This window comes from Saccharibacillus sp. CPCC 101409 (assembly GCF_030518235.1).
Taxonomy (GTDB): Bacteria; Bacillota; Bacilli; order Paenibacillales; family Paenibacillaceae; genus Saccharibacillus.
This window is the reverse complement of sequence record NZ_JAULSA010000004.1, coordinates 84,021-108,556: the sequence shown is the minus strand read 5'-3', so window position 1 is coordinate 108,556 and position 24,536 is coordinate 84,021. Positions and strand designations below refer to the sequence as shown.

The window sequence follows — 24,536 nt, the reverse complement described above, 5'->3', positions numbered from 1 at the left end:
ACGGTAACGACGGCGGCCGCGCGGCGAAACCGGTTATGCGGACGTTTAAAAGGTTGAAGGGACTGCGTCTGCACGATCTGCGTCTGCGCTACCAGCTGATGATCCTGTTTCTGCTGATCAGCCTGCTGCCGTCAATCGGGCTCGGCTACCTGGTGAACTGGACCGTCAGCAGGGTGCTGGAAAGACAGGCGGTGGACCACACGCTCCAGCTGATCGGCAAAGTCAACCAGACGCTGGACAGCGACATGGAGAATCTCCAGAATATGACGTACCTGATCGGCTTCGACAGCGGCATCCGGTCTTTTATGACCGGCGGGCTGGAGTCCGGCGCGGACTTGTATCAATTGAAGCAGTATCTCCAGCGCTACACGACGCTGTACCCGGAGATCGCCGGACTGCTGGTCGTCGGCCGAGGCGGCAGCTATGTCAGCAACGAGCTGTACGCCCGGACGGCGGACAACCTGACGCGGGAAGACTGGTACAAGCGGGCGGTCGCCAGCGAAGGGCTGTTCACGATCCTCGGCCAGCCTTCGCAGCGCAATTTGACCTCGCACGTCAATTACCGGGACGACGAAGTGGTGACGGTCGTGAGGGCCGTCGTCGATCCCGATACGGAGCGGGCGATCGGCGTGGTGCTGATCGACCTCAAGCTGTGGACGGTGTCCAAAGCGGCCCGCGACGTCAAGCTCGGGCGGACCGGCTATTTGACCGTCACGGATCAGAGCGGCGGCGTGATCTATGCGCCGGACGAGCCGTATACGGACAGCCTGCCGCCGGCGTGGTTCGCGGGCGGCGATTCCGGCTCGGTCACGCGGAATGTGGACGGGCGGGAGCTTCAGCTGATCTATGCGACGTCTTCGTTTACGGGCTGGACGACCGCGGGCGTGTTCCTGACGCGCGAAACGGGCTACGAAGTGCGGCAGATTCATTTCTACGTCATCTGCTTCCTGTTCCTCGTCTGCTTGTCGGGGCTGACCGCGTCGCTGCGGCTGTCGCGCTCCATCTCCAGGCCGATCAGCCAGCTGATGGCTTTTATGCGGCAGGCGGAATCGGGCGACTTGTCGGTCCGCTACGAAGGGAAGCGGGGCGACGAGGTCGGGATGCTCGGGCGCAGCTTCAACCACATGCTGGTCGAGCTGCGGCGGCTGATCCGGTTGAGCGAACGGAAGGAGCGGCAGAAGAGGGAAGCGGAGCTGCGCAGTTTGCAGGATAATATCAAGCCGCATTTTCTGTACAATACACTGGACACGATTCACTGGATGGCGCGCAAGAAAGGCGCGGACGAAGTCTCGGAAATGGTCGAGTCGCTGTCGAAGCTGTTCCGCATCGGGCTCAGCAAAGGCAGTAATATCATTCCGCTGACGGACGAGCTGGAGCATATCCGCAGCTATCTGCTGATCCAGAAGACCCGGTACAAGGGTCGCCTGGTCGTGGATATCGAAGCGGGACCGGAAACCGAAGCTGGCGGCTTGTTCGTACTGAAGCTGCTGCTCCAGCCGCTGGTGGAGAACGCGATCTATCACGGGATCAAGGCGCGGCGGGGACCGGGCCGCATCTCGATCGCCGTTAACGCCGAAGCGGGCGCGCTGATCCTGACCGTACGGGACGACGGCGCCGGCATGGAGCCGGAGCGGCTGGGAGAGTTGCGCTGCAAGCTGGCGGAGCCGCTGGAAGCGCTGGAGCGCCAGGCGTCCGAGCGGGAGCGCAGCGGCCGCAGCTACGGCATGCTGAACGTGCAGGCGAGGCTGCGGCTCGCGTTCGGCGAAGCGTACGGCATCGGGATCGGGAGCGAAGCGGGCGAAGGCACGGTCGTGACGGTCCGGCATCCGCTGCTGACGGAGCCGCCGGCGATTGCGAGCGACAAGGAACAGGAGGAGGAAACATGAAAGAAGCGCCGTATCGGGTATTGATCGCGGACGACGAACCGATTATCCGCGAAGGATTGAGAGAAGCCGTGGATTGGGCGGCGCTGGGCATGGAAGTGGCCGGCGAAGCCGAAGACGGGGAAGAAGCGCTGGAACTTGCGCTGGAGCTGAATCCCAGCCTGGTGCTGGTCGATATGAATATGCCGTTTCTCAGCGGCATCGAACTGATGAAGAAACTGCGCGAACGCCTGCCGGACTGCCGGTTCGTGATTATTACCGGACACGACGAATTCGATTACGCGCGCGAAGGCATCCGGCTCGGCGTCGAAGATTATATCCTCAAGCCGGTTAATCCCGAACTGCTGCGCGGGGTGCTGCTGCGGGTCAAAGAAAATCTCGACAACCGGGCGAAGCAGGATGAGTACCTGAAGCTTGCGTCGGAGCAGATCCGGCGCAATATCCCGATGCTCCAGGCCCGCTTCGGCCAGGAATGGGCGGAAGGCCTGCTGGAGGAAGAAGAGGCGGAAGAGCGGCTGCGGTTCCTGGGTCTGCCGCCGGCAAGTCCCGCTCAGCTGTGCGTGGTGCGCTGGCCGGAACCCGAAGCGGCGCAGCCGGTCATTCGGGAGAACGACCGGCAGCTGTATCTGTTCGCGGCGGAGAATATCGTGTCGGAGCTGGCCGGGACGCGGCGCAGCATGCTGATCCGCGATTCCGCCGGATTGCTTCTGCTGTTTCTGTGGGACGAAGCCGAAGACGGCATGACCGCGCAGATCGAGCGCAGCGTGCGGCAGTTCCTCAAGATTACCGTGCAGGCGCATATGGAGAGCGTGGGCGGCGCGGCGGCTTCGCTGCCCGAAGTGTACAAGCGCTGCCGGGAAGCGGTGTACAAAGACGCCCAGCTGTCGCCGCTTGTGCGGCGCGCGCGGGAATATATCCGGGACTATTACGGCGATCCCGAGCTGACGCTGGAATCGTTCGCGCGGAATCTTCAGGTGTCGCCCGTGTATTTGAGCCGGGTGCTCAAAAAAGAGCTGGGCGATTCCTTCGTGGCGCTGCTGACCCATACCCGCATCCGACGGGCGATCCAACTGCTGAACTCGACCGATCTGCCGATCTACGAAATCGCGGAGCAAAGCGGCTACGACAGCCAGCATTACTTCAGCACCGCGTTCAAAAAAGTGATGGGCGTATCGCCGAACCAGTACCGGCGCGGCGCCGCTTTTCCCGACCAGCCCGCCGGGCGCTGAGCCGCTTCGGGGCTTCCTTTTCGCTTCCCCGGCGTCCGCATGGTTGCCAACCGCGCCGGACGTGTAATAGAACGTAGCGGCCGGGGATTTTTCCGGGCCGGGAAGTTTGGAGAAAAGAGGGGAAGACATTGGATCAACCAAAAAAATTCAGTGTGCGCTTCGACTGGCCGCATCATTTCCTGGCGCTGCCGCTCGGGCTGATCGTGCTGATTGCGTCGATCGTCAATCTGGTTCGCGTACTGGGCCGGGACGTCGATTCGCTGCCCGCCTGGATTCTGGTCGGCCTGGCGTTCGTGCTGCTGCTCGCGCTGCTTCGCATGCGCGTCTACGCGACCAAAACGCAGGACCGCATCGTGCGGATCGAAGAGCAGTTCCGATACTATCGCCTCACGGGGCGCGAACTGGACCGCCGGCTGGGGCTGCCCCAGATCATCGCGCTGCGCAACGCCGGCGACAAAGAGTTTCCGTCGCTCTGCGCCCGCGCCGCCGAAGAGAACTGGGACGCCAAGCGCATCCGCTCGTCGATCAAGGAGTATCGAACGGATACGATGCGGATTTGAGGCGCATCGGCTTCACAAGTCAAGCCTCGCAAGTCAAGCGCCGCCTGCTTGAGCCGGCGACGCGATAAAGGCTTCGTTCTCCGGATGATACGGAGAACGAAGCCTTTATCGTTTGGAGATAGTACTTTGTCACACTTCAAATGGTGGGGGTCAGCCAAGCCTAACCTTACATTCATCGGTGACAAAGCAGCAGGACGTGTACGCTTCATTCAACGAATGAACCTTGCCTGAACCGTACATAAGCGCGCAGACGCAGCTATTTGATGCGGAAAGCCGTGGCGATTTGAAATAAGCGCGGAGATGCAACTATTTCGCGCCTAACGGCGAATCGGAGCGTAAAAATCGCGATTTAGTTGTACCTGCGCAGTTATTGGCTCAAAAACCGCCGATTTCCGGGAATTAGTTGTATCTGCGCAGTTATTTGCGATTTCGTTTATAGCGATTAGAGAGTCGGTTTACACCACGCCCTGGGCGATCATGGCACCGGCGACTTTGAGGAAGCCGGAGATATTGGCGCCGACTACCAGATTGCCGGGATGGCCGTATTCCTCGGCCGCCTCGGTACAGTCCGCATAAATCTTTTCCATGATGCGGTGCAGCTGGCCGTCCACCTTCTCGAACGTCCAGGAGACGCGGGCGCTGTTCTGCGCCATTTCGAGCGCCGAGACGGCCACGCCGCCGGCATTGGCCGCTTTGGCAGGTCCGAACAGCACGCCCGCCGCGTGGAAACGGTCGATCGCTTCGAGCGTCGAAGGCATGTTGGCGCCTTCGCCCACGGCTTTGACGCCGTTGGCGATCAGGCGCTCCGCGTCCTGCTCGTTAAGCTCGTTCTGCGTCGCGCAGGGCAGCGCGATCTCGCACGGCAGGCTCCAGATGCCGCCGCACCCTTCGACGTAGATCGCCTGCGGATGCTCGGCCGCATACTCGGCGATCCTGCCCCGGCCGGCTTCCTTGATCCGCTTCACCGTTTCCAGATCGATGCCGTCCGGATCGTGGATATAGCCGGCGGAATCGCTGCACGCGACGACGGTCGCGCCGAGTTGGATCGCTTTTTCCATCGCGTAGATCGAGACGTTGCCCGATCCCGACACGACGACCCGGCTGCCGCGGAAGTCCAGATCCGCGCTTTGCAGCATCTTCTGCACGAAGTAGACGCAGCCGTAGCCCGTCGCTTCGGTCCGCGCGAGGCTGCCGCCGTACAGCGGGTTCTTGCCGGTCAGCACGCCCGCTTCGCTGGCGCCGCGGATCCGCTTGTACTGGCCGTACAGATAGCCGATCTCCCGCGAGCCAACGCCGATATCGCCGGCCGGCACGTCCGTGTCCGCGCCGATATGGCGGTACAGCTCGGTCATGAAGCTCTGACAGAAGCGCATGATCTCCATGTCCGATTTGCCTTTGGGATCGAAGTCCGCTCCGCCTTTGCCGCCGCCGATCGGCTGGCCGGTCAGCGAGTTCTTCAGCACCTGTTCGAAGCCGAGGAACTTGACGATGCTGGCGTTGACCGACGGATGGAAGCGCAGGCCGCCTTTGTACGGGCCGATCGCGCTGTTGAACTGGACGCGGAAGCCGCGGTTGACCTGCACGCGTCCCGAATCGTCGACCCAGGCCACGCGGAACGTAACCATGCGCTCCGGTTCGGACAAGCGTTCGAGCAGACCGAGCTGGCGGTAATCGGGATGCTTGGCGAATACCGGCACAAGAGAATCGAAGATTTCGCGGGCGGCTTGGTGGAATTCGCTTTCGTGCGGATTGCGCAGAACGACGGAACGATAGACGTTTTCGACATAGGCCTTCGCTTCGGCGACGGCGCTTTGGCTATAAGTTTCGATCATGGTTGGCAGCACTCCCTGGTATCGAATTTGGATATCCGGCCGGCTTCCTGTACAGCAAGACCGAAAGCGGCGCGGCCGGCCGGACGAGGCAAACAATCGGGGGACGGTCCGATCGGCTCCGCGGAACTTTTCCGGAGAGCCGGGACCAAGCGTCAGCGTGATAAAGCGGCATGCGCGGCGGATAGGCAAACTTCGAACCGGCCCTGTCCCCGTCTCCCGCCGTTAAGCAGGCGGGAGACGAAGATTTTTCGAACGTCGAAGGAGTCTTTGAATTCGAACCGGCCGATCGGTTTGCGGTACAGCCCCCGGCATGCGGGATCTTATTCTTGCAGCTTCTTACAGCAGTTCGCGGCGCAGTTCTTCCGCGGATTTCGGCGACAGATAGCCGAGCGGAATATCGAACACCGTCCGCGCGCCCGTTTGTCCTTCGCCGCCCAGACGGAAAGCGGCGCGCGCGTACGCGACAAGCACGCTGGCGGTGAATTCGGGATTGCTTTCCAGCTCAAGCCCGAATTCGATCCGCTGCTTCGTGCCGCTGCCGGTTACGCCGCTGCGGATTACGAATCCGCCGTGCGGCATGCCGGAATGCTGCTCGCGCAGTTCTTCCATATCGATAAACGTTACCGTCGTATTGTAGTCGGCAAAATAATTCGGCATCGTCACGATCGCTTCGCGAATCGCGTCCAGGTCGGCGCCTTCTTCGGCAACGACGTAACAGTCGCGGTTATGCTTGTCGCGCGTTTCGAACTCCGGCGTTTCGCCGGCGCGGATCAGATCGATCGCCGTTTGGACCGGCACGGTGTACTGCACGCCGGCTTTGACGCCCGGGATGCGCCGGATCGCGTCGGAGTGGCCCTGGCTGACGCCTTTGCCCCAGAACGTGTATTCTTTGCCTTCCGGCAGGATCGATTGGGCCAGCAGCCGGTTCATGGAGAACAGCCCCGGGTCCCAGCCGGTCGAAATGACGCTGACGAAGCCTCCCTGCGAGGCTGCCGCATTGACCGTTTCGTAAAACTCGGGAATCTTGGCATGCGTATCGAAGCTGTCGACCGTGTGGAACGACTTCGCGAGCTGCGGCGTTTGCTCCGGCAGATCGGTGGCGGAACCGCCGCACAGAATCATGACGTCGATCTGTCCGCGATAGCTCTCCACATCCGCAATATGTACAAAGCGAACGGATTCGCCGCGCTCTTCTAGCGATTTGGGATCTCTGCGGCTGAAGACGGCGACCAGCTCCAGATCCGCATTCTGCTCGATCGCGCTGCGCACGCCCCGTCCGAGATTACCGTAACCGACGATACCGATTTTGATGGTTTGCTGCATGGATAAACCCTCCCATTGGATACTTTCAGCTTTTTTTATCTGCTCCAGCGGTTGAAGCGCCGGTCCCGATCCGTCGGATTCAGGCCGGGTATATCACATAAGTATAAAAAAGGTAACAACCAATGTAAAATATTTTTTTGCCGCAAAGCGCGAAAAAATAAAAAAAACGCGAAAAAAGGCGGCGGTTAAAGCAAATGCCGGCGTTAAAAAGTTCGGCCGGAATTACCCGCCTAACCGCGCGCTTCTGGCGGATCGGGCGCAGTTTGGCTAAAATGGGGAAAAGCACGGCGGCGGTGCCGCGGGAAGAGGAGGACGTCGAAATGGGCGAAGCGGTGCTGATTATCGAGGATGAAGACAAGATCGGCCGACTGCTCGAACTTGAGCTCGAATACGAAGGATACCGGACGGGCCGCGCCGCTTCGGGCACGGAAGGGCTGGAGATTTACCGGCAGGGCGGTTGGGACCTGGTGCTGCTGGACGTTATGCTGCCGGGACTGAGCGGAATCGAGGTGCTGCGCCGGATTCGCGCGTCCGATCCGCGCACGCCGGTTATTCTGCTGACGGCCCGGGATTCGGTCGAAGACAAAGTGGCGGGACTGGATCTCGGCGCGAGCGATTACGTGACCAAGCCGTTTCGCATCGAGGAACTGCTGGCCCGCGTCCGCTCGGCGCTGAGGGTGCGCGCCGCGCTTGAAAGCGCGGCCCCGGAAGCGGCGGGCGAAGGATCGGATGAAACAGCCGGGCCGGCCGGCGGCGAGCTGAGCGCGGGCGATCTGCGGTTGAACGAACGCACGCGCGAAGTGTTCCGCGCAGACCGCCGGATCGACCTGACGCCGCGCGAATTCGATCTGCTCGTGTTCCTGCTGCGCAACCAGCGACAGGTGCTGAGCCGGGAGCAGCTGATCCGCGAAGTATGGGGCTACGATTACGCGGGTGACACGAATATCGTCGACGTTTATATCCGCTATGTCCGCAAAAAAATCGGAGAAGCGGATACGCCCGAACTGATCCAAACGGTGCGCGGCGTCGGCTATGTGCTGAAGGAGCCTTCATGAAGCTGAAAAGCAAAATTTATTTGTATACGTCCGTGCTGTTCGCGGTGCTGCTGGCTCTGGTATGCGCTTCGGTCTATCTGCTGTTCGAGAAAATGTCGCTGGACGACGAAACGAGCCGCATCGAAACCGAAGCGGAGCTGATTGCCGGCCGGGTGCGCGAAAACGCTTCGGAGGTAGCGCCGGACGATCTGCTGCGCGCTTATGCGCCGGCGGACGGCATGCTGCGGATCGTGCGCGCCGGCGGAAGCAGCCTGCCCGCGGTCACGACGGGCGACGCGGCCGGGCTGGCTCAGGCGCCTTACGCTTACCGCGATTCGCGCGCGACCGAGCGGCTCGACGACAAAGGACACGGGTATATCCGCGTGTCCGTGCCGGTGATCTGGACGGACGGCGAAGTGGTCAGCCTCCAGGTCAGCCGCAGCATCGCGGATACGGAGAACCGGCTGGTCGTGCTGCGTACCGTGCTGGTGCTGGTTGCGCTGCTGGCACTGATTCCCGCCGTATTCGCCAGCCGGGTGCTGGCGAACCGGATCGTCAGGCCGATCGCCGCGCTGACCGGCACGATGGGCGATATCCGGCGCAGCGGCAAATTTCAGCGAATCGAAACGAAGGCGAAGCAGGGCGACGAACTGGCCGAGATGGAGCGGAAATTCAACGAGATGATCGGGCTGCTGGAAGCGAACTTTCTGCGGCAGGAACGCTTCGTTTCCGACGCCTCGCACGAACTCAAGACGCCGCTGACGATTATCGAGAGCTACGCGAGCCTGCTGCGCCGCCGCGGCCGGGAACGGCCGGAAGTGTTCGACGAAGCGGTGGACGCGATTTTGTCCGAATCGGTGCGCATGCGCGAGCTGACCGAGCAGCTGCTGCAGCTGGCGCGCAGGCCGGACGCGGAAAGCCTGGAGCTGTCCGAAACGGATCTGGCGGAATGCGCGCGGGAGTCGGCGCGTTCTTTCTCGGGTGCTTACGGCAGGACGATCGGGGTGGAAGCGCCGGCGGCCGTCCGGGTGCTGACGGATGCGTCCAAAGTGCGTCAGCTGCTGTTCATCCTGCTCGATAACGCCCGGAAATACAGCGAAGGCGATATCGAGGTCAAAGCGCATTCCGGCGGGGAGGGCGCCGCGGCGCTGTCCGTTACGGACAAAGGCATCGGCATTCCGGCGGACGAACTGCCGAAGGTGTTCGACCGCTTCTATCGCGTGGATGTATCCCGGACCCGTCAGCAGGATGCGGGCGGCTCGGGTCTTGGGCTGTCGCTGGCGAAAGACATCGCGGACGCGCTGGGCGCGGAGATCCGCATCGACAGCGAGCCGGGCGAAGGCACGACGGTATGGCTGATGTTTCCGGAGGCGCGGGAAGCGGCAGACGAATGGGGCGAAAGCCGTCATGCGCGGAGCGGCGCGGGACGGCGAAGCGGGCGGACCGAAGAGCGGCGCGCGCGGAAAGGAGCGAAGCGACCATGAAACGACGCACAGCCGCGGCGGCGGGAATCGGGCTTGCGGCGGCAGCGGCGGCGCTGATCTGGTGGAGCCCCTGGAGCGGGGCGGAACCGGCATTGACGGCGGACCAGGCCGAGCAGGCGCTGCTGGCGCAGTACCCGGGCAACGTGGAGTCGGCCGAGCGCAGCGGCGGACGCTACGAGATGACGCTGCGCACCTCGGCAGGACTGTACGCGGTCTCGCTGGCCGCCGCGGACGGGCGCATCGAAGCGATCCGCCGGCTGGAAGCGGCCGACGAGGCGCAGGGCGGCATTCTCGGCCGCAGCGAAATGAAGGCGCAGTTGGAGCGGCGGTATGAAGGCGCAAAGATTCTGCGGCTCGAACTGGAATCTTCGGCGTCCGCGCAAGGCGGACATCTGTACGCGGCGGAGATCGAAACGACTTCCGGCGAGCGCCGGCTGCTGGAACTGAATGCGTCTACCGGCGAGACGCTTTCGGAGGAACCGGTTTCCGGCGGGACGGCTCCGGGCGCGGATGGAGGAAGCGGTACGGCCGGCGGCAGCGGCGCCGAAAACGGAGGGAACGGCGGGGGCGATGCCGGCAATCCCGGCGATAACGGCGGATCGGCAGGGGAATCGGAATCGCCGGGTAACGGCGGAACGAATCCGGCGGACAGCGGCGGCGAACCGGGCGGTACGGACGACGCGGGTGGCAGCGGCGGCAAACAGCCGGCAAAGCTGCTGACGGAGAAGCAGGCGGAGCGCCGCGCCGAGGAAGCGCTGGCCCAGGCCGGTTCGCCGGTGGAGGACAGCGATGCCGAGCTTCGCACCGAAGACGACGGGGAAGCTTATTACCTGGTCGAGATCGAACTGGAGAACGGGCGGGAAGCTTCCGTGCAGGTCAATGCGGTCTCCGGCGGCGTGCAGTCGATCACCTGGGAAGAAGACGACAGTTAAAGAAAGCCGGTTCCGCGTAAATCGCCGCGGAACCGGCTTTTTTATTTTCTCATCGAATTCTAATGGTTCTCTCGCTGCGTTCTCAGACGCCGCGTTTATTCTATAGATGCAGCAGGAGAAAAGCCCTGCAACAGAGAGCAATCATTAAGGAGGAGATCGACATGGTAAAACGCAAACTGATCGCCGGCGCGGCAGCGGCGGCCCTGGCACTCGGAGGAACGGCGGCTTTCGCAAGCGGCGCCGGACAAAGCGGAGCGGCTTCCCCGGCATCGTCCGGAGCATCGGCGGCGACAAACGCTTCCGCGCAGACGAGCTCGAACGGCGGTTCTTTGATTACATTGGACCAGGCCAAAGCCGCGGCGCTCAAAGCGCAAACTGGCACGGTGGACGATATCGAATTGGAAACGAAAAACGGCAAAACCTACTATGAAGTGGATATCGACCGCAAAACGGGCGGCGATGTGGACGTCTGGATCGACGCTTACACCGGTTCGGTGCTTAAAGTCGTGAACGACGACGACGGCAACGACGACCGCGGCGGCAGCGACCGATCGGCGCAGCAGTCCGCGGCCGCGGTGAAGATTACGTCCGAGCAGGCGGAAGATATCGCCGTGAAGCAGGCCGGAGGCGGCACGGTAACCGATCTCGACCTCGACAAAGAAGACGGCCGCTATGTTTATGAAATCGAAGTCAAAACGGCGGACGGCGAAGCCGATGTCGATGTCGATGCGAACACGGGCAAAGTCCTGTCGTTCGAAGCGGACTTCGACGATGACGGCGACGACGATTGAGCGACGCGGCGCTGAGGGCCGATCGTGAACCGACGACGGGTATCGCATGCGTTCGGACCGGCCCTGCGGCCGGTCTTTTTTCACGCTCTTGCGGTTACTTCGCTTCGATCGCATGGCCTTTGACCGCCGCCTGGTAGAGTACGGCCGCCGCTTCGGCGCGGGTCAGCGATTGGTTCGGACGGATATTGCCGTCTTTGTCGAGCTTGAGCAGGCCGAACGCCAGCGCTTCCTGCATCGGTCCGCTGCCTCCGTCCGGGATGGACGCTTCGTCTTTGATGTCCACCGGAACCAGACGCAGCATCGGCAGCGCGCCCGAGCTTTGTCCGGCGCGGATCAGCATCGAAGCGAACGAAGACCGCGTGGCCGGAGCGTTCGGGTCCAGATCGCGCGGCAGTTCCAGACCGCTGTATGCGGCGATGATAAGCGCGCCGGAATACCAGGCGTCGTTTTTCGCTTTCGGGAACGAGTCGGACGCTTCCGGTTTCTTGATAAAGCGCAGATTGTCGATATTCAGGCCGAACGTGTCCACGGTCAGCTGAACCGCCTGGGCGTTGGTCAGGATGCCCTGCGGATTGAATGTGCCGTCCGAGCCGCCTTTGAAGATGCCCGCCTGCTGGAGCGCTGTAATCTGCGCGGCCTGCGGATAACCTTCTACGTCTTTAAACGCCGAAGCCGCATAAGCGGAACCGCCGGCTGTGCCCGAAAGCAGAATAGCGGCCGCGGCCGAAGAAGCCAGCAGCGTTTTGACGATTTTGTTTTTCATGTCTTTCACTCTCCTTTGGAATGGACTTCTGCTTTTTCAGACGGCGTCTTTTCGACAAATGTTGCGAGCAATCGTAAAAAAAGCGTCCGCAAACCGGTAAACGCTGGGTAAAAATTAGGATGTGTCTTAAAACTTTGAAGGTGCGGATTTGACTGGATTTTTGTTCTCAACAAGGAACTTTTTCGAAGGCGTGCCGGGGGCACGTCAAGGGAAAGTGACGCGGCGTTGAATGAAGCGTACACGCTTTAAGTAAGGTTCATTCGTTGAATGGAGCGTACACGCTTTAAGTAAGGTTCATTCGTTGAATGAAGCGTACACGCTTTAAGTAAGGTTCATTCGTTGAATGAAGCGTACACGCTTTAAGTACGGTTCATTTAGAGGGCGAAAACACGGATAAAGATGCACTTCAGTAAGTTTTGAGACACGCCCTAGCAGAAAGTTCAAAGAGAGCAGGCTTTTACGGAAAGGAGCCGGGTGTCATGGAGTATTTCGATATGGTGGATCTGCCGCTGGAGCTGGAACATCTGCTGCGGATCCTGATTGCCGGCATGTGCGGGGCGCTGATCGGCTACGAGCGAAAAAGCAGGCGCAAGGAAGCGGGGACGCGGACGCACTTTATCGTGGCCGTGGGCGCGGCGCTGATTATGGTGATTTCCAAATACGGGTTCATGGATCTGGAAGGGCGCGACGGCGTGCAGATCGATCCGACCAAAGTCGCGTCCGAGATCGTCAGCGGGATCGGCTTCCTCGGCGCGGGCATGATCTTTATGCGCAAATATGCGATCAACGGGCTGACGACGGCGGCCGGCATGTGGGCGACCGCGGGCGTCGGAATGGCGATGGGCGCGGGATTGTACATACTGGGCATCGCGGCGACGCTGATGATCTATCTGACGCAGATTATGATGCACAGCAAATACAAAGGCAAGCTCATTGCGGCTACGCAGCGGCTGGTGGTTACGGTGCGCCAGGAAAAGGAAGCGACCGAACGTTTCCAGAAGCTGATCGAGGAGCGGGGCCTGACCGTGATCAATTTCAAAGCCGTGTCCAAAGACGAAGAGAAGCGTCGATTGACGCTCGACATGGTCGTCCGTCTGCCCAGAGGCATGAGCACGGACGAACTGATGCCTTTATTGCAGGAGAAAGACGAGATCCTCGGCATCGAAGTCAGGTAAAGGGCTGGAGAAATAAAGCCAGCGGCAAGAAGAATCCAAATAGCTGCGTATAGGCCCTTATTCCGGCTTTCTCTTACGTTTTCGAGCAAATAACTGCACTCATACATCTATTTCGAACTTTTGCGCTTCGATTCGGCCTCTGATCCCCGAATAGCTGCACCTGCGTCGCTATTTGGAGAAATCGAAGGATTTCGCCCCAAATAAGTGTACCTGTGCCGCTATTTTCCGTTTGGAACCATACCCGGCTTTCTCGACAGCCTGAGAAGGAGCGAGGATCATTCCCTGCTCCTCTCCTTTATCCCCGCTCCTTCAGCAGTTCCTGGCCGTAATTCACGTAATAGTCGTTGCCGTTGCGCTTGTCGAGCGCCGCGGCCGTCGCGAACGCTTCTTCCTCCAGCTTCGCGCGCAGCTCGACGGGCTTGTCCGCCAGCTCGTAGAAGCGCGAGGAAGGCGGCAGGTTGATCGCGAAAGCTTCGCCGGCGCGTTCCAGCCTGCGCAGCAGCGCGGCGGAATTCAGGAAAAACAGCATCCGGCTCAGCGGTTCCTCGTGCGATTCCACCTGCGGCAGGTGGCGGTCCAGCAGCGGCAGCGCGCGCTGCGGATCGACGACGGAGAGATAGCCGATATGCTCGGCGAATCCGTCCACGAAGCTCATATTGTCGCGGATCAGCGCGTAACTCTGCTCCCGCGTCTTCTCCGCTTCTTCTTCCCGCCCCAGACGGTGCAGCGGCAGCAGCAGGAACGGCAGCGTCGCATGCGGCACATGCGCGCAGCGCTGGCGTCCTTCGACGATCGGCTTCGCTTTCTTGACCGCCTGCTCGTCCTGGCCGGTCATGACCAGATACTGCACCTGTTCGTCCAGCTCGCAGGCGGCGCAGTCGCTCATTTGATCTTTTTTCAGCTTGCGGAATTCTTTGAGATACTCGCCGGCTTCGTCCAGCTTGCCCATATACATCGACAGGCGGAACCGGTAGTACAGATACGTCCGGTCGCCGACGCCGTACTCGCGATAGCGCCGGCGCAGATCTTCCAGCAGTCCGTCGATTTGCTCGGCGGGCACGTCCGGGAAAGACGGCACGTCGTCGATCACCCATTTGTAGTTCCAGTGCAGCGTATGCGCGTCGTACGCTTCGGGATTGCGGTCGTACTGGCCGAGCTGCCAGGAGTAAGCCACGATCGCCTTCATCGGGAAGCCGCCGAAGCTGCCGGCTTCGACGATCGCTTCGCGCGCTTCGTAACCGGACTCCGTGTCTCCCGCCAGATCGGCGATTTCCGCGGCCCGTTCCAGCAGCGCAATCTTGGCCGCTCCGTCCGGCAGATCGTACGCTTGTTCCATCAAATCCTCGAATTCGATCGAATAATCTTCCATATCGTCTTAATCCTCCTTGTCTTCGGATTCCATGCTCCAGTCGATCAGCGCCAGGATGCCCGTATTGAGCAGCGCCAGTTCGGAACGGCTCATCGGATAATGGCCCATCATGAGCGCATTGGCGTACAGCATCTCGATCAGCGTATCCAGGCGTTTCGCAAGCCGTCCGGCTCCGGCAAACAGCCGTCCGATCACCGGGTTGTTCAGGTTCAGATACAGGATCGAGTACGCGCCGCCCTGCAGCGAACCGCCGAGGCTTCCCAGTACCGATGCGAACGCCTGCGGACTTTCTTCGCCGGCGCGTTCGATCGAGCGCAGCGTCGCCGCTTCTTCCGGCAGCGTGAACAGCGCGGGCAGCTCCTCGGGTTTGAAGCGCTTGAGCATCACGCGGCAGCGGAAGCGCTGAAGCGCAAGGTCCGCGGCGCGGATCGCTTCGAGCGACGCGGCGCGTTCGCCTGCATCCGGGTCGGTGAACGCCAGCGAGACGTCTTCCGGCAGCAGTCTGCGGATATCGGCTCCGGGCAGGATGCGGTGCAGCGCGTCGAGCAGTTCTTTTTCGTAAATGTAACCGGCGTTCACGACAAGCATGGACTGGGCGGACGCGACGTGGCGGAGCTGGCGGTAATGGTCCAGCGTCGCCGTGTAATAAATCGTCCGGCGCTCGTCCAGCAGCCCGCCCAGACTTTTGTACCCGTAAGTGCTTTCGAACGGCAGCCAGCGGTGGATCAGCCGATAGAACTCGTCGTCTTCCGCCGCGAGATTCTTCATCGACAGCGCGTGCAGATCGATGATGCGGCCCAGGCGGTCCTGGTCGGTCTCGCTCATGGCGATCAGCTCGGCCCGGATCGATTCGCCCAGCTCGCCGCGCACGCGTTCGAGCTGTTCGTTTTCGTAGAAGTGTTCGCGCGACGCGGTCGGCTGGAGTTCGTCGGTCCAGATCAGGCATTTGACGAAAAACGCCCACTCCGGCAAAATGTTGTCCGCCTGCTCGGAGATCAGCATGCGCTTGAGATACACTTTGTGCGAGCGTTTGGCGTTCAAGTTGACGGCGTGCGGCAGGATGTACGCGATGCCGCCCGTGCGCCCGGCCGACGTGCGCAGCGGGATGTAGTCGCGAAACCGTTCGCCGAGCATTTTTTCGCCGAAGCGCAGCACTTCGCCCCTGCGGCCGCGGATCAATTCGGGGCGGAAGATCCACTCCGGCGGTTCCGGATTGATCCGGCGTTCACTTCCTTCCGCCGACAAACGGATCGGGTAAGGCAGCAGCGCGCCGTAGTGCAGCAGATCGAGTTCGACCGTTTCCGGCTCGAAATAGAAATCGGTCTCCGGCTTGCAGCGCAGATACACTTTGGTGCCGGGCGTCAGCGAAGTATCGAGTCTGCGAATGGTGTATGTACCGTCCGGCTTGCCGCGCCATTCGATCGACGGGCCGCCTTTGGCGGACTGGGTAAGCATGACGATCTCGTCGCTGACCATGAAGCACGACAGCAGTCCGATGCCGAACCGGCCGATAAACGACGTCTCGCCGAGCAGCTCGCCGCCGCTGCGCTTGGACGAATGGCCGATCATGGCCAGGAATTCGTGCACGTCTTCCTCGGTAAGGCCGATGCCGTTATCCTGCATGAGCAGGGTGGCGTTCGAACCGGAACCGGCCAGCTCGACGAACACTTCGCCCGAGGCGGAAGGATCGTGCTCCAGCCGCGCGGTAATCGCGTCGGTGGCGTTCTGGAGCAGTTCGCGCAGGAACACGCGGGGACTGCTGTACAAATGGTTGGACAGGATGTCGATCATGCCGCTCAGGTTGACCTGGAAGCGATACTCTTCGTGATCCGTCATTGTCATCCTCCTGTTCAGGGTATTCAATTAAATCATGTTCATCCGGAGTTTGCATACGTGCTTTGATATCCAATAGATATTTTAACGCGATCGGTCTGTTTTTCCAAATCGAATCGTTTTGATGCAGAATTGAAACGCATATAAAGAAAAACAAATTCGCGGGTATTAGGCTTCGCGCGTTTGCTTCTCCAAGTTCCGAACGATTAAGATTTTTTACGCAAAAAAACACCGGATTTCGGGAATTCCGTCATCCGGTGTTTTTCGCATATCCGCATCGCGCTGCCAAAAAGGAAGAATCGGCCGCAAACGAGCGCGCATCGGGCGCGAAAGTCTCAGGCGGTATACGGCAGGCGGCCGCCGTTTTTGTAATTGACGGAGTTTCCGCTTAAAAGCAGGAGTCCGCCGGAGAAAAAACCGGCTGCCGTTACGCCCGAGCCGATCGTTTCGACGATCGCCTGCGTAAAGGGAGCGGAAAATACGCTGCCCGCCGCGAACAGCACCGTGCCCGCCATTAACAGCAGACCCGTAACCCGGACACGCCAAGCGCCCGCCAGCAGGCAGCCGGCCAGCAGCAGCAGACCCGCCACAAAAACAAGCGGCCCGAACGCCTGGATCGAAGCGGCCGGAGCCGCGGCCCAGACCGGGCTTGCGTCGGCGCCCGCGAGTTCGGCGGTCTCGACATAGACGACAGCCGAAGTCAGTACGGTGCCGATCGTGCTCAAAACGCAGCCGAGAGCGCCCAGAAGCGAAACGAAGCCCGGACGAAGAAAAGCGGCGAGCGCAATCAGCGGAAAAACGGCCAGCGTGTGTCCGGCAAGCACGAACAGACTGCCGGCGACGCTGCCTTCGGCGGGATAGGCGATCAGGCCGAGCAGATGACCGGCAAACAAGCAAAGACCCGCAGCCAAAGCGGCGATTGCGGCAATCAGGCGAGAAGTATCCGACATTTTAAACACTCCTAAATCGATATGATTTCTGGTTTTAGCCAGCTTGGTTAAACTATATATGAAATTCAAGCGATTTAGCAATCAAAAAAACGTTTTCGATGCCCGAGGGACCGAAAACGTTGGATATGGATTTGGAGAACGCCGGCTTCCTCCGCCGCAATCAAACGGAGGAAGCCGCCAGGAAATTCATGCTAAAAGTTTTCGTTACTCCGTAATCGTGCCGTAGATCAGCGTCGGCGCTTCGGCGCTATCCGAGATCTCGATCGAAGCCAGGATCTTGGCTTTGACGGCCGCGACGTCTTCGCTGCTCGCATGAATCGTCACGAGCGATTGTCCTTCTTCGACGGCTTCGCCGACTTTTTTGTTCAGCATCAGGCCGACCGCGAGGTCGATCTCCGATTCCTTCGTCGCGCGGCCCGCGCCGAGCAGCATCGCGGCGACGCCGATCTCGTCGGCGACGATCCGCGATACGACGCCGCTTCTCGGCGCCGGAACTTCGAACCGGTACGGCGCCTGCGGCAGGCGTTCCGGATGGTCGACGACCGAAGCGTCGCCGCCCTGGTTCGCGAGGAACTCGCGGAATTTATCCAGCGCTTTGCCATTGGCGATCACTTCGCGCAGCTTGTCTTCGGCGTCTTCGAGCGACGAAGCTTTGCCGGCGAGGAAGACCATCTGGCGTCCGAGCGCCAGGCACAGGTCTTCCAGATCTTTCGGTCCATGGCCTCTCAGCGTATCGATCGCTTCCTGCACTTCCAGCGCGTTGCCGATCGCTGCGCCCAGCGGCTGGCTCATATCGGAGATCACCGCCATCGTGCGGCGGCCTACGCTGTTGCCGATCGAGACCATGGCGTGGGCCAGGTCTTTGGAGCCTTCCAGCGTTTTCATAAACGCGCCCGCGCCGGTCTTGACGTCCAGCACGATCGCGTCCGCGCCGGCGGCGATCTTCTTGCTCATGATCGAGCTTGCGATCATCGGGATCGAATCGACGGTCGCCGTTACGTCGCGCAGCGCGTACAGCTTCTTGTCGGCCGGCGTCAGATTGCCGCTCTGGCCGATAACCGCGATCTTATGCTCGTTGACGAGCTTGACGAACTCTTCGTTCGTGATCTCGACGTGGAAGCCCGCGACGGCTTCCAGCTTGTCCACCGTGCCGCCGGTATGGCCCAGGCCGCGGCCGGACATTTTGGCGACCGGCACGTCCAGCGCCGCGACGAGCGGCGCCAGTACCAGCGTAGTCGTATCGCCCACGCCGCCGGTGGAGTGCTTGTCGACCTTGACGCCTTCGATCGCCGACAGGTCGATCGTGTCGCCGGAATTGACCATTGCCATGGTCAGGTCGGCGCGCTCGCGCTGGGTCATGTCTTTGAAGAAGACGGCCATGGCAAAAGCGCTGACCTGGTAATCCGGGATATCGCCTTTGGTATAGCCTTCGACAATAAAGTTGATTTCTTCGGTGGTCAATTCGCCGCCGTCGCGTTTTTTCTCGATCAAGTCTACCATTCTCATGATTGTCTGCCTCGCTTTCGTATGTTTACAGAGAAAGAGCCGTTTCCAGCGCGACTTCCATCATGTCGTTGAACGTCGATTGACGTTCTTCCGAAGTCGTTTCTTCGCCGGTCAGCAGATGGTCGCTCACGGTCAGGATCGTCAGGGCGTTCACGCCGAACTTGGCCGCCAGCGAGTACAGCGCCGTCGTTTCCATTTCCACGCCGAGGATGCCGTACTGCATCAGCTTGGTCGTGACCGTGGTATCGTCGCGGTAGAAGATGTCGGAGCTGAGAATATTGCCGACGTGCACGTTCAGGCCTTTGTCCACGGCGCGCTCGTAAGCTTCTTTCAGCAGGCCGAAGCTTGCGATCGGGGAGAAGTCGAAGCCCGGGAACGTATTGCGGTTCATACTGGAATCGGTACAGGCCGCCTGCGCCAGGATCACGTCGCGCACGCGCACGCTTTCCTGCATGCCGCCGCAGGTGCCGACGCGGATCAGGTTCTTCACGCCGTATTGGCTGATCAGCTCGTTGGCGTAGATCGCGAACGACGGGATGCCCATGCCGGAACCCTGGACGGAAATGCGTTGACCTTTATAGGTGCCGGTGAATCCGAGCATGCCGCGGACCTGATTGTACTGCACGACGTCTTCGAGATAGGTGTCGGCGATAAATTTCGCTCTCAACGGATCGCCGGGGAGCAGGATCGTTTCGGCGATATCGCCGGGTTTGGCTTCGATATGAACACTCATGGGATGATAACCTCCAGTTTCGATGTGTGGTGCTTGAGAGACGCTGCGAATGGGGTGGGCCTGCGATCGCTGTTCCATTTCGATTTTTTTATGATTATATTTATGCGGTGAAAAATCGGAATGAAAAGGCGACCACTTCGTTTCTCCGGCTCCACCCAATTCTCCGCTGGGCTCGGCGCAGGACGAAACTTGAGGCTAAAATCCAATTCGCGTTTTACTTTACTTCAACTCGCCAAGGAAGCTGGCGCCGTATTCCGGCGCCTTGACGCCGAAGTTCTCGGCGACGGTGGCCGCGAGGTCGGAGAACGTGCGGCGCAGCGGAAGTTCGCCGCCGCCGTTCTTGAATCTCGGCGAGTAGGCGAGCAGAGGCACGTACTCGCGGGTATGGTCGGTGCCGCGGTACGTCGGATCGTTGCCGTGGTCGGCGGTGATCAGCAGCAGATCGTCGTCGGTCATTTTGGCGAACACTTCCGGAAGGCGGGCGTCGTATTCTTCCAGCGCCTGTCCGTATCCTTGAGGATCGCGGCGGTGGCCGAACAGGGCGTCGAAATCGACCAGGTTCAGGAAGCTGAGGCCGTGGAACGGTTTGTGCAGTTCTTCGACCAGCTTGTCCATGCCGTCCATGTTGGATACGGTGCGCACCGAACGCGTGACGCCTTCGCCGTCGTAGATATCGGAAATCTTGCCGAGCGCGATCACGTCGAAGCCGCTGTCTTTAAGCTCGTTCATCGTGGTGCGGCCGAACGGTTTGAGCGCGTAGTCGTGGCGGTTGGACGTACGCTTGAACGCGCCGGGCTCGCCGAGGAACGGACGGGCGATAATGCGGCCGAGCATGTACGGGTCTTCCAGCGTGATTTCGCGGCAGAACTCGCAGATCTCATACAGTTCTTTTAAAGGAACGACTTCTTCGTGCGCGGCGATCTGGAGCACGGAGTCGGCCGACGTGTAGACGATCAGCGCGCCGGTCTTCATATGCTCTTCGCCCAGCTCGTCCAGAATTTCCGTGCCGCTGGCCGGCTTGTTGCCGATCACTTTGCGGCCCGTTTTCTGTTCGATCCGGTTAATCAGTTCGTCCGGGAAACCGTCGGGGAACACGCGGAACGGCGTATCGATATACAGGCCCATGATCTCCCAGTGGCCGGTCATCGTGTCTTTGCCGCGCGAAGCTTCCTGCATCTTCGTATAGTAGGCGAGTGGCTTGTCGGCTTTCGGCACGCCCTGCACTTCTTCGATATTGGACAGGCCGAGCTTGGCCATATTCGGCATGTTCAGGCCTCCGACCTCGTGGGCGATATGGCCGAACGTATCGACGTCGAAATCGTCGAATTCCGCCGCGTCGGGCGCTTCTCCGATTCCGACCGAATCCATGACGATCAGGTGAATGCGTTTAAATGTGGACATAAGTATTGCTCCTTTCGAAAAATCTTATTCTACACCTTTTTTGGACACATTGCGATCAAATGAACAATCCGGCGACGATGGCCGACAGCATGCTGACCAGCGTCGCGCCGTACAGCAGTTTGAGTCCGAATCTGGCGACGACGTTGCCCTGCTTTTCGTGCAGCCCTTTCACCGCGCCGGCGATGATGCCGATCGAAGAGAAGTTGGCGAACGAGACCAGGAAAACGGAGACGATGCCGATCGTGCGGTCGCTCAGGGTTCCGGATTCGATCAGTCCGTTCAACTGGAACATGGCGGTAAATTCGTTGGTCATCAGCTTGGTGGCCATGATGCTGCCCGCCGTCACGGCATCGTGCCACGGCACGCCCATAACGAAAGCGAGCGGAGAGAAGACGTAGCCGAGCATGTCCTGGAACGAAATACCGAAGATTGCGGCGAAGATGCCGTTCAGCATGGCGATCAGGGCGACGAAGCCGATCAGCATGGCGGCGACGACGACCGCGACCTTGAAGCCGTCCATGATATATTCGCCGAGCATTTCGAAGAACGATTGTTTCTCCTCCTGCTGCACTTCCAGTATATCTTCTTCCGCTTCCACTTTATAAGGATTGATGATCGAAGCGACGATAAATCCGCCGAACAGGTTGAGCACGAGCGCCGTAACGACGTATCTGGGCGGAATCAGGCCCATATAGGCGCCGACGATCGACATGGATACGGTCGACATCGCAGAAGCGCAGAGTGTGTACAGGCGGTGTGCGGGCAGCAGGCCGATTTGCTTTTTGACGGAAATAAAAACCTCCGACTGGCCGAGGATGGCCGAAGCGACCGCATTGTACGATTCCAGCTTGCCCATGCCGTTGATCTTGCTCAGCACAAGTCCGATATAGCGAACGATAAACGGCAGGATGCGCAAATATTGAAGAATGCCGATCAGCGCGGAAATAAAAACGATCGGCATCAGCACGTCCAGGAAAAAGACGGTCGCCTGTCCTGTCGGAGTTTCTCCTCGCGCCAGTCCCCCGAACACGAAGTCGATGCCGGATTTGGCGTAACCGAGCAAATGTTCGAAGACGTTGGCGAAAGCACTGATCAATGTGGTGCCGACGACGGTGTTAAGCAGCACAAACGCGAGCAGCGCCTGCAGCGCGATCATCACGATCAGCGGACGGTAACGAATATTTTTTCTGCCGTTGCTGGCGGCAAACGCAAGACCGAATATGACGGCCAGACCGAGCAGTGCGATAAGGATGTTCATGGTGTGGATCTCCTATGCGTGTTTGTGATAAAAACCGAGACGAATCTGACAAGCTTCTGACATCGAAAGGCAGGAAGAGGGCCTCGGTTGGGCTCTCTCCGGACTTTGCGGTTGAAAAAAGATCGAACGGTTCTAAAGCGTTTGCAAGAACGAATGGAGAAAGAATCCCGCGGGATTCATTTCGTTTTCTCCATATCGCCCGCCTGGAAGTAGCCCGGCAGCAGACGGTCCAGCGTCCATTCCTCGGTATTGCCGTTCAGGTTGGTCAGGTAAATCAGCGTGTCTTTGTCGGCGAATTCGGCGATCACCTGGCGGCATGCGCCGCAGGGGGAGACCGGACCGTCCGTATCGGCGACGACCGCGATCGCTTCGATGCGGCGGCCGCCTTCGGACACGGCTTTGAAAATAGCGGTCCGTTCGGCGCAGTTGGTCAGGCCGAACGAAGCGTTCTCGATATTGCAGCCGCTGTAAATCTTGCCGTCCGCGAGCAGGGCGGCGCCGACTTCGAAATGCGAATACGGCACATAGGCGCCGAGGCGGGCTTCGATCGCGGCTTCGATCAGCCGGTCTTTCATGGAATGGGCGCTCATGGCATGGGCCTCCTTCTGGATAACAAATAGGCTCCGGCCGTACGGGCGGCGCGGATCAGTACGACGAATCGGATTGCTCGCCCTGCATAATCTTGACGCCGGAGCTTGCGCCGATGCGGGTCGCGCCGGCTTCGATCATCTTCTCCATGTCTTCGCGGCTGCGAACGCCGCCGGAAGCTTTGACTCCGATCGCGGGGCCGACCGTTTTGCGCATCAGAGCCACGTCTTCGGCAGTCGCTCCGCCGGTCGAGAAGCCGGTGGACGTTTTGACGAAATCGGCGCCCGCGCGTACCGCCAGTTCGCAGGCGAGCACTTTCTCGGCATCGGTCAGCAGGCACGTTTCGATAATGACTTTGACCAGCGCTTTGCCTTCGGCCGCTTCGACGACCGCGCGGATATCGCGCTCGGCAAGCGCGGCATCGCTGCTTTTGATCGCACCGATATTCAGCACCATATCGATCTCGCCGGCGCCGTTTTGAATCGCGTCGCGGGTTTCGAACGCTTTCGTTTCCGGGGTGGACGCTCCCAGCGGGAATCCGATTACGGTGCAGACTTTGACCGGCGTTCCGGCCAGACGCTCGGCGGCGTAGGATACCCAGGTCGGGTTCACGCAGACGGAAGCGAACGTATACGCTTTCGCTTCCTCGATCAGTTTGGCGATTTCCGCTTCCGCGGCGTCTGCGCGCAGCAGCGTATGGTCGATCATGGACGCAAGGTTCATGTTGAAATCTCTCCTTCGGTTCGTTATAGGGGTATCATATCACGTTCTGAACAAATGTAAAAGTTCGTTTGAAATTTTGTTCATTCATTCAGCAGCGCAAGCGCCGTGAACTGGTCCGTGACCAGGATATTGGCGTAGCGGCCGGCCAGCGCCGCGCGGATGGCGCGGATTTTTCGCGGGCCGCCGGCGACCAGCACCGACTTTTCTTTGCGCCGCAGTTCGTGCAGGTCGATGCCGACCGTGCGCGCATCGATCTCTTCGCTGCAAATGCGGCCCTCGCTGTCGAAGAAGCGGGAACTGATGTCTCCGGCTCCGACGTCGCGCAGCATCTTGCGCTGCTTGTCGTCGAAATAGCCGAGCCGGAACAGCAGGGCGTCTTCTTCGACGGTTCCCACGGTGAACACGGCCACATTGGCCTGGCGGCCCAGTTCGATAATCCGCTGGATATGCCGGTCTTCTTCCACCATCCGCTTGAGCTCGACGCTGTCGAAGATGACCGGCAGCGGCAGATAGCGGGCGATGGTGCCGAACGCTTCCGCGAACAGCGCGGCGGTCTCCGCGGCGTAGGTCGGCACCTGCGAGTGGCTGACGCCGCCTTTGAGCTGGACGACCTCCACGCCGCGCACCGGCTTGTGCCGCAGCCGCCGCGCCAGCGCGTGCATGGTCGTGCCCCAGGTGATGCCGATAATGTCGCCGTCCTGCACGGCTTCGTCCAGATAGTCCGCGGCTTCGGCGGCGACGCGGCCCCGGATCTCCTGGTAGTCGTTCCGGGGCGAGTAGCATACTCGCGCCGATTGAAGACCGAACCTGCGGACCAATTCCCCGCTCAGCGCATCGAGGTCTTCCAGCGGATCGGCGATGCTGATGCGCACGAACCCGTTTTCTTTGGCGTACTGAAGCAGCCTCGATACTGTCGGCCTCGACAAACCCAGCCGCGCGGCGATGTCCTGCTGGCTGTAATCGGACAGATAATACAGCCGGGCCGCTTCGATGCTGAGCCGCTGTTTGTCCAGATCCGTTTTATCCGTCATGATTTTCCCTCCGTCTTGTCTGTTCTCTCTGGTTCTACTATAAGCCATATCGAGCGTTTGGGAGTCGAAGATTATCGATTATGGGCCTAAAGAACCTGTTAAGACTTTTTTCTCAAAAAAACTTTCGTTTTTTTATTT

General features: G+C 60.2%; 21 protein-coding genes. 8 read left to right on the top strand and 13 right to left on the bottom strand.

Translation table 11 applies throughout. The features are described from left to right. Positions 1-35: 35 nt before the first annotated feature. The 3 genes from QWJ34_RS10840 (at position 36) to QWJ34_RS10830 (ending at position 3,672) form a co-directional block, all read left to right on the top strand. The gene (locus QWJ34_RS10840) at positions 36-1,886 is read left to right on the top strand and encodes a cache domain-containing sensor histidine kinase (RefSeq protein ID WP_302728194.1); all 1,851 of its coding nucleotides are present in this window, start codon (positions 36-38) and stop codon (positions 1,884-1,886) included. Next, complete coding sequence (locus tag QWJ34_RS10835; protein ID WP_302727639.1) at positions 1,883-3,112, top strand: response regulator; 1,230 nt, start codon at positions 1,883-1,885, stop codon at positions 3,110-3,112. Before QWJ34_RS10840 ends, QWJ34_RS10835 begins: the two co-directional genes overlap by 4 nt. A 128-nt stretch (positions 3,113-3,240) precedes the next feature. Beyond that, on the top strand, positions 3,241-3,672 hold the full coding sequence (locus tag QWJ34_RS10830; protein ID WP_302727637.1) for a DUF6526 family protein: 432 nt from the start codon (positions 3,241-3,243) through the stop codon (positions 3,670-3,672). 455 nt (positions 3,673-4,127) lie between these two features. Here the strand turns inward: QWJ34_RS10830 and gdhA are convergent, their stop codons facing one another. Then, complete coding sequence (gdhA, locus tag QWJ34_RS10825) at positions 4,128-5,504, bottom strand: NADP-specific glutamate dehydrogenase (protein WP_302727635.1); 1,377 nt, start codon at positions 5,502-5,504, stop codon at positions 4,128-4,130. A gap of 336 nt (positions 5,505-5,840) precedes the next feature. Next, the gene (locus QWJ34_RS10820; RefSeq protein ID WP_302727633.1) at positions 5,841-6,827 is read right to left on the bottom strand and encodes a diaminopimelate dehydrogenase; all 987 of its coding nucleotides are present in this window, start codon (positions 6,825-6,827) and stop codon (positions 5,841-5,843) included. A gap of 320 nt (positions 6,828-7,147) precedes the next feature. Between QWJ34_RS10820 and QWJ34_RS10815 the strand changes: the two genes are divergently transcribed. From QWJ34_RS10815 to QWJ34_RS10800, 4 genes are all read left to right on the top strand, one after another. Continuing rightward, the gene (locus QWJ34_RS10815; protein WP_302728192.1) at positions 7,148-7,882 is read left to right on the top strand and encodes a response regulator transcription factor; all 735 of its coding nucleotides are present in this window, start codon (positions 7,148-7,150) and stop codon (positions 7,880-7,882) included. Then, positions 7,879-9,345, top strand: coding sequence for a sensor histidine kinase (locus QWJ34_RS10810; protein ID WP_302727631.1), 1,467 nt, complete (start codon positions 7,879-7,881; stop codon positions 9,343-9,345). The genes QWJ34_RS10815 and QWJ34_RS10810 overlap by 4 nt, the downstream gene beginning before the upstream one ends. Beyond that, positions 9,342-10,277: a PepSY domain-containing protein gene (locus QWJ34_RS10805; protein WP_302727629.1), complete on the top strand. Its 936-nt coding sequence runs from the start codon at positions 9,342-9,344 to the stop codon at positions 10,275-10,277. Before QWJ34_RS10810 ends, QWJ34_RS10805 begins: the two co-directional genes overlap by 4 nt. Before the next feature lie 161 nt (positions 10,278-10,438). Then, positions 10,439-11,068: a PepSY domain-containing protein gene (locus QWJ34_RS10800; protein WP_302727627.1), complete on the top strand. Its 630-nt coding sequence runs from the start codon at positions 10,439-10,441 to the stop codon at positions 11,066-11,068. A 94-nt stretch (positions 11,069-11,162) separates the two neighbouring features. Here QWJ34_RS10800 and QWJ34_RS10795 read toward each other — a convergent pair whose 3' ends face one another. Beyond that, on the bottom strand, positions 11,163-11,831 hold the full coding sequence (locus QWJ34_RS10795; protein ID WP_302727626.1) for an S-layer homology domain-containing protein: 669 nt from the start codon (positions 11,829-11,831) through the stop codon (positions 11,163-11,165). Positions 11,832-12,310: 479 nt separating this feature from the next. Here QWJ34_RS10795 and QWJ34_RS10790 point away from each other — a divergent pair, with 479 nt between their 5' ends. Next, positions 12,311-13,006, top strand: coding sequence for an MgtC/SapB family protein (locus tag QWJ34_RS10790; RefSeq protein WP_302727625.1), 696 nt, complete (start codon positions 12,311-12,313; stop codon positions 13,004-13,006). A gap of 295 nt (positions 13,007-13,301) precedes the next feature. Here the strand turns inward: QWJ34_RS10790 and QWJ34_RS10785 are convergent, their stop codons facing one another. The 10 genes from QWJ34_RS10785 to QWJ34_RS10740 all read right to left on the bottom strand — a co-directional run bounded on the left by QWJ34_RS10785 (position 13,302) and on the right by QWJ34_RS10740 (position 24,398). Then, on the bottom strand, positions 13,302-14,375 hold the full coding sequence (locus QWJ34_RS10785; protein ID WP_302727623.1) for a hypothetical protein: 1,074 nt from the start codon (positions 14,373-14,375) through the stop codon (positions 13,302-13,304). Between the two features lie 6 nt (positions 14,376-14,381). Continuing rightward, positions 14,382-16,211, bottom strand: a complete 1,830-nt coding sequence (locus QWJ34_RS10780) for an HSP90 family protein (protein WP_302727621.1) — start codon at positions 16,209-16,211, stop codon at positions 14,382-14,384. Positions 16,212-16,543: 332 nt separating this feature from the next. Continuing rightward, the gene (locus QWJ34_RS10775; RefSeq protein WP_302727620.1) at positions 16,544-17,158 is read right to left on the bottom strand and encodes a hypothetical protein; all 615 of its coding nucleotides are present in this window, start codon (positions 17,156-17,158) and stop codon (positions 16,544-16,546) included. Positions 17,159-17,362: 204 nt separating this feature from the next. Next, positions 17,363-18,664 (bottom strand): pyrimidine-nucleoside phosphorylase, encoded by a 1,302-nt coding sequence (locus tag QWJ34_RS10770; RefSeq protein ID WP_302727619.1) that lies wholly within the window; start codon positions 18,662-18,664, stop codon positions 17,363-17,365. A 25-nt stretch (positions 18,665-18,689) separates the two neighbouring features. Next, the gene (deoD, locus tag QWJ34_RS10765) at positions 18,690-19,397 is read right to left on the bottom strand and encodes a purine-nucleoside phosphorylase (RefSeq protein WP_302727618.1); all 708 of its coding nucleotides are present in this window, start codon (positions 19,395-19,397) and stop codon (positions 18,690-18,692) included. A 219-nt stretch (positions 19,398-19,616) separates the two neighbouring features. After that, positions 19,617-20,798, bottom strand: a complete 1,182-nt coding sequence (gene deoB, locus QWJ34_RS10760) for a phosphopentomutase (RefSeq protein ID WP_302727616.1) — start codon at positions 20,796-20,798, stop codon at positions 19,617-19,619. Positions 20,799-20,853: 55 nt separating this feature from the next. Next, the gene (locus tag QWJ34_RS10755) at positions 20,854-22,056 is read right to left on the bottom strand and encodes a NupC/NupG family nucleoside CNT transporter (protein WP_302727615.1); all 1,203 of its coding nucleotides are present in this window, start codon (positions 22,054-22,056) and stop codon (positions 20,854-20,856) included. Between the two features lie 176 nt (positions 22,057-22,232). After that, the gene (locus tag QWJ34_RS10750; protein WP_302727613.1) at positions 22,233-22,646 is read right to left on the bottom strand and encodes a cytidine deaminase; all 414 of its coding nucleotides are present in this window, start codon (positions 22,644-22,646) and stop codon (positions 22,233-22,235) included. 55 nt (positions 22,647-22,701) lie between these two features. After that, on the bottom strand, positions 22,702-23,367 hold the full coding sequence (deoC, locus tag QWJ34_RS10745; protein ID WP_302727611.1) for a deoxyribose-phosphate aldolase: 666 nt from the start codon (positions 23,365-23,367) through the stop codon (positions 22,702-22,704). Positions 23,368-23,447: 80 nt separating this feature from the next. Continuing rightward, positions 23,448-24,398 carry a DNA-binding transcriptional repressor DeoR gene (locus tag QWJ34_RS10740; RefSeq protein ID WP_302727609.1) on the bottom strand — a complete coding sequence of 317 codons (951 nt, stop codon included), beginning with the start codon at positions 24,396-24,398 and terminating at the stop codon, positions 23,448-23,450. Positions 24,399-24,536: the final 138 nt, after the last annotated feature.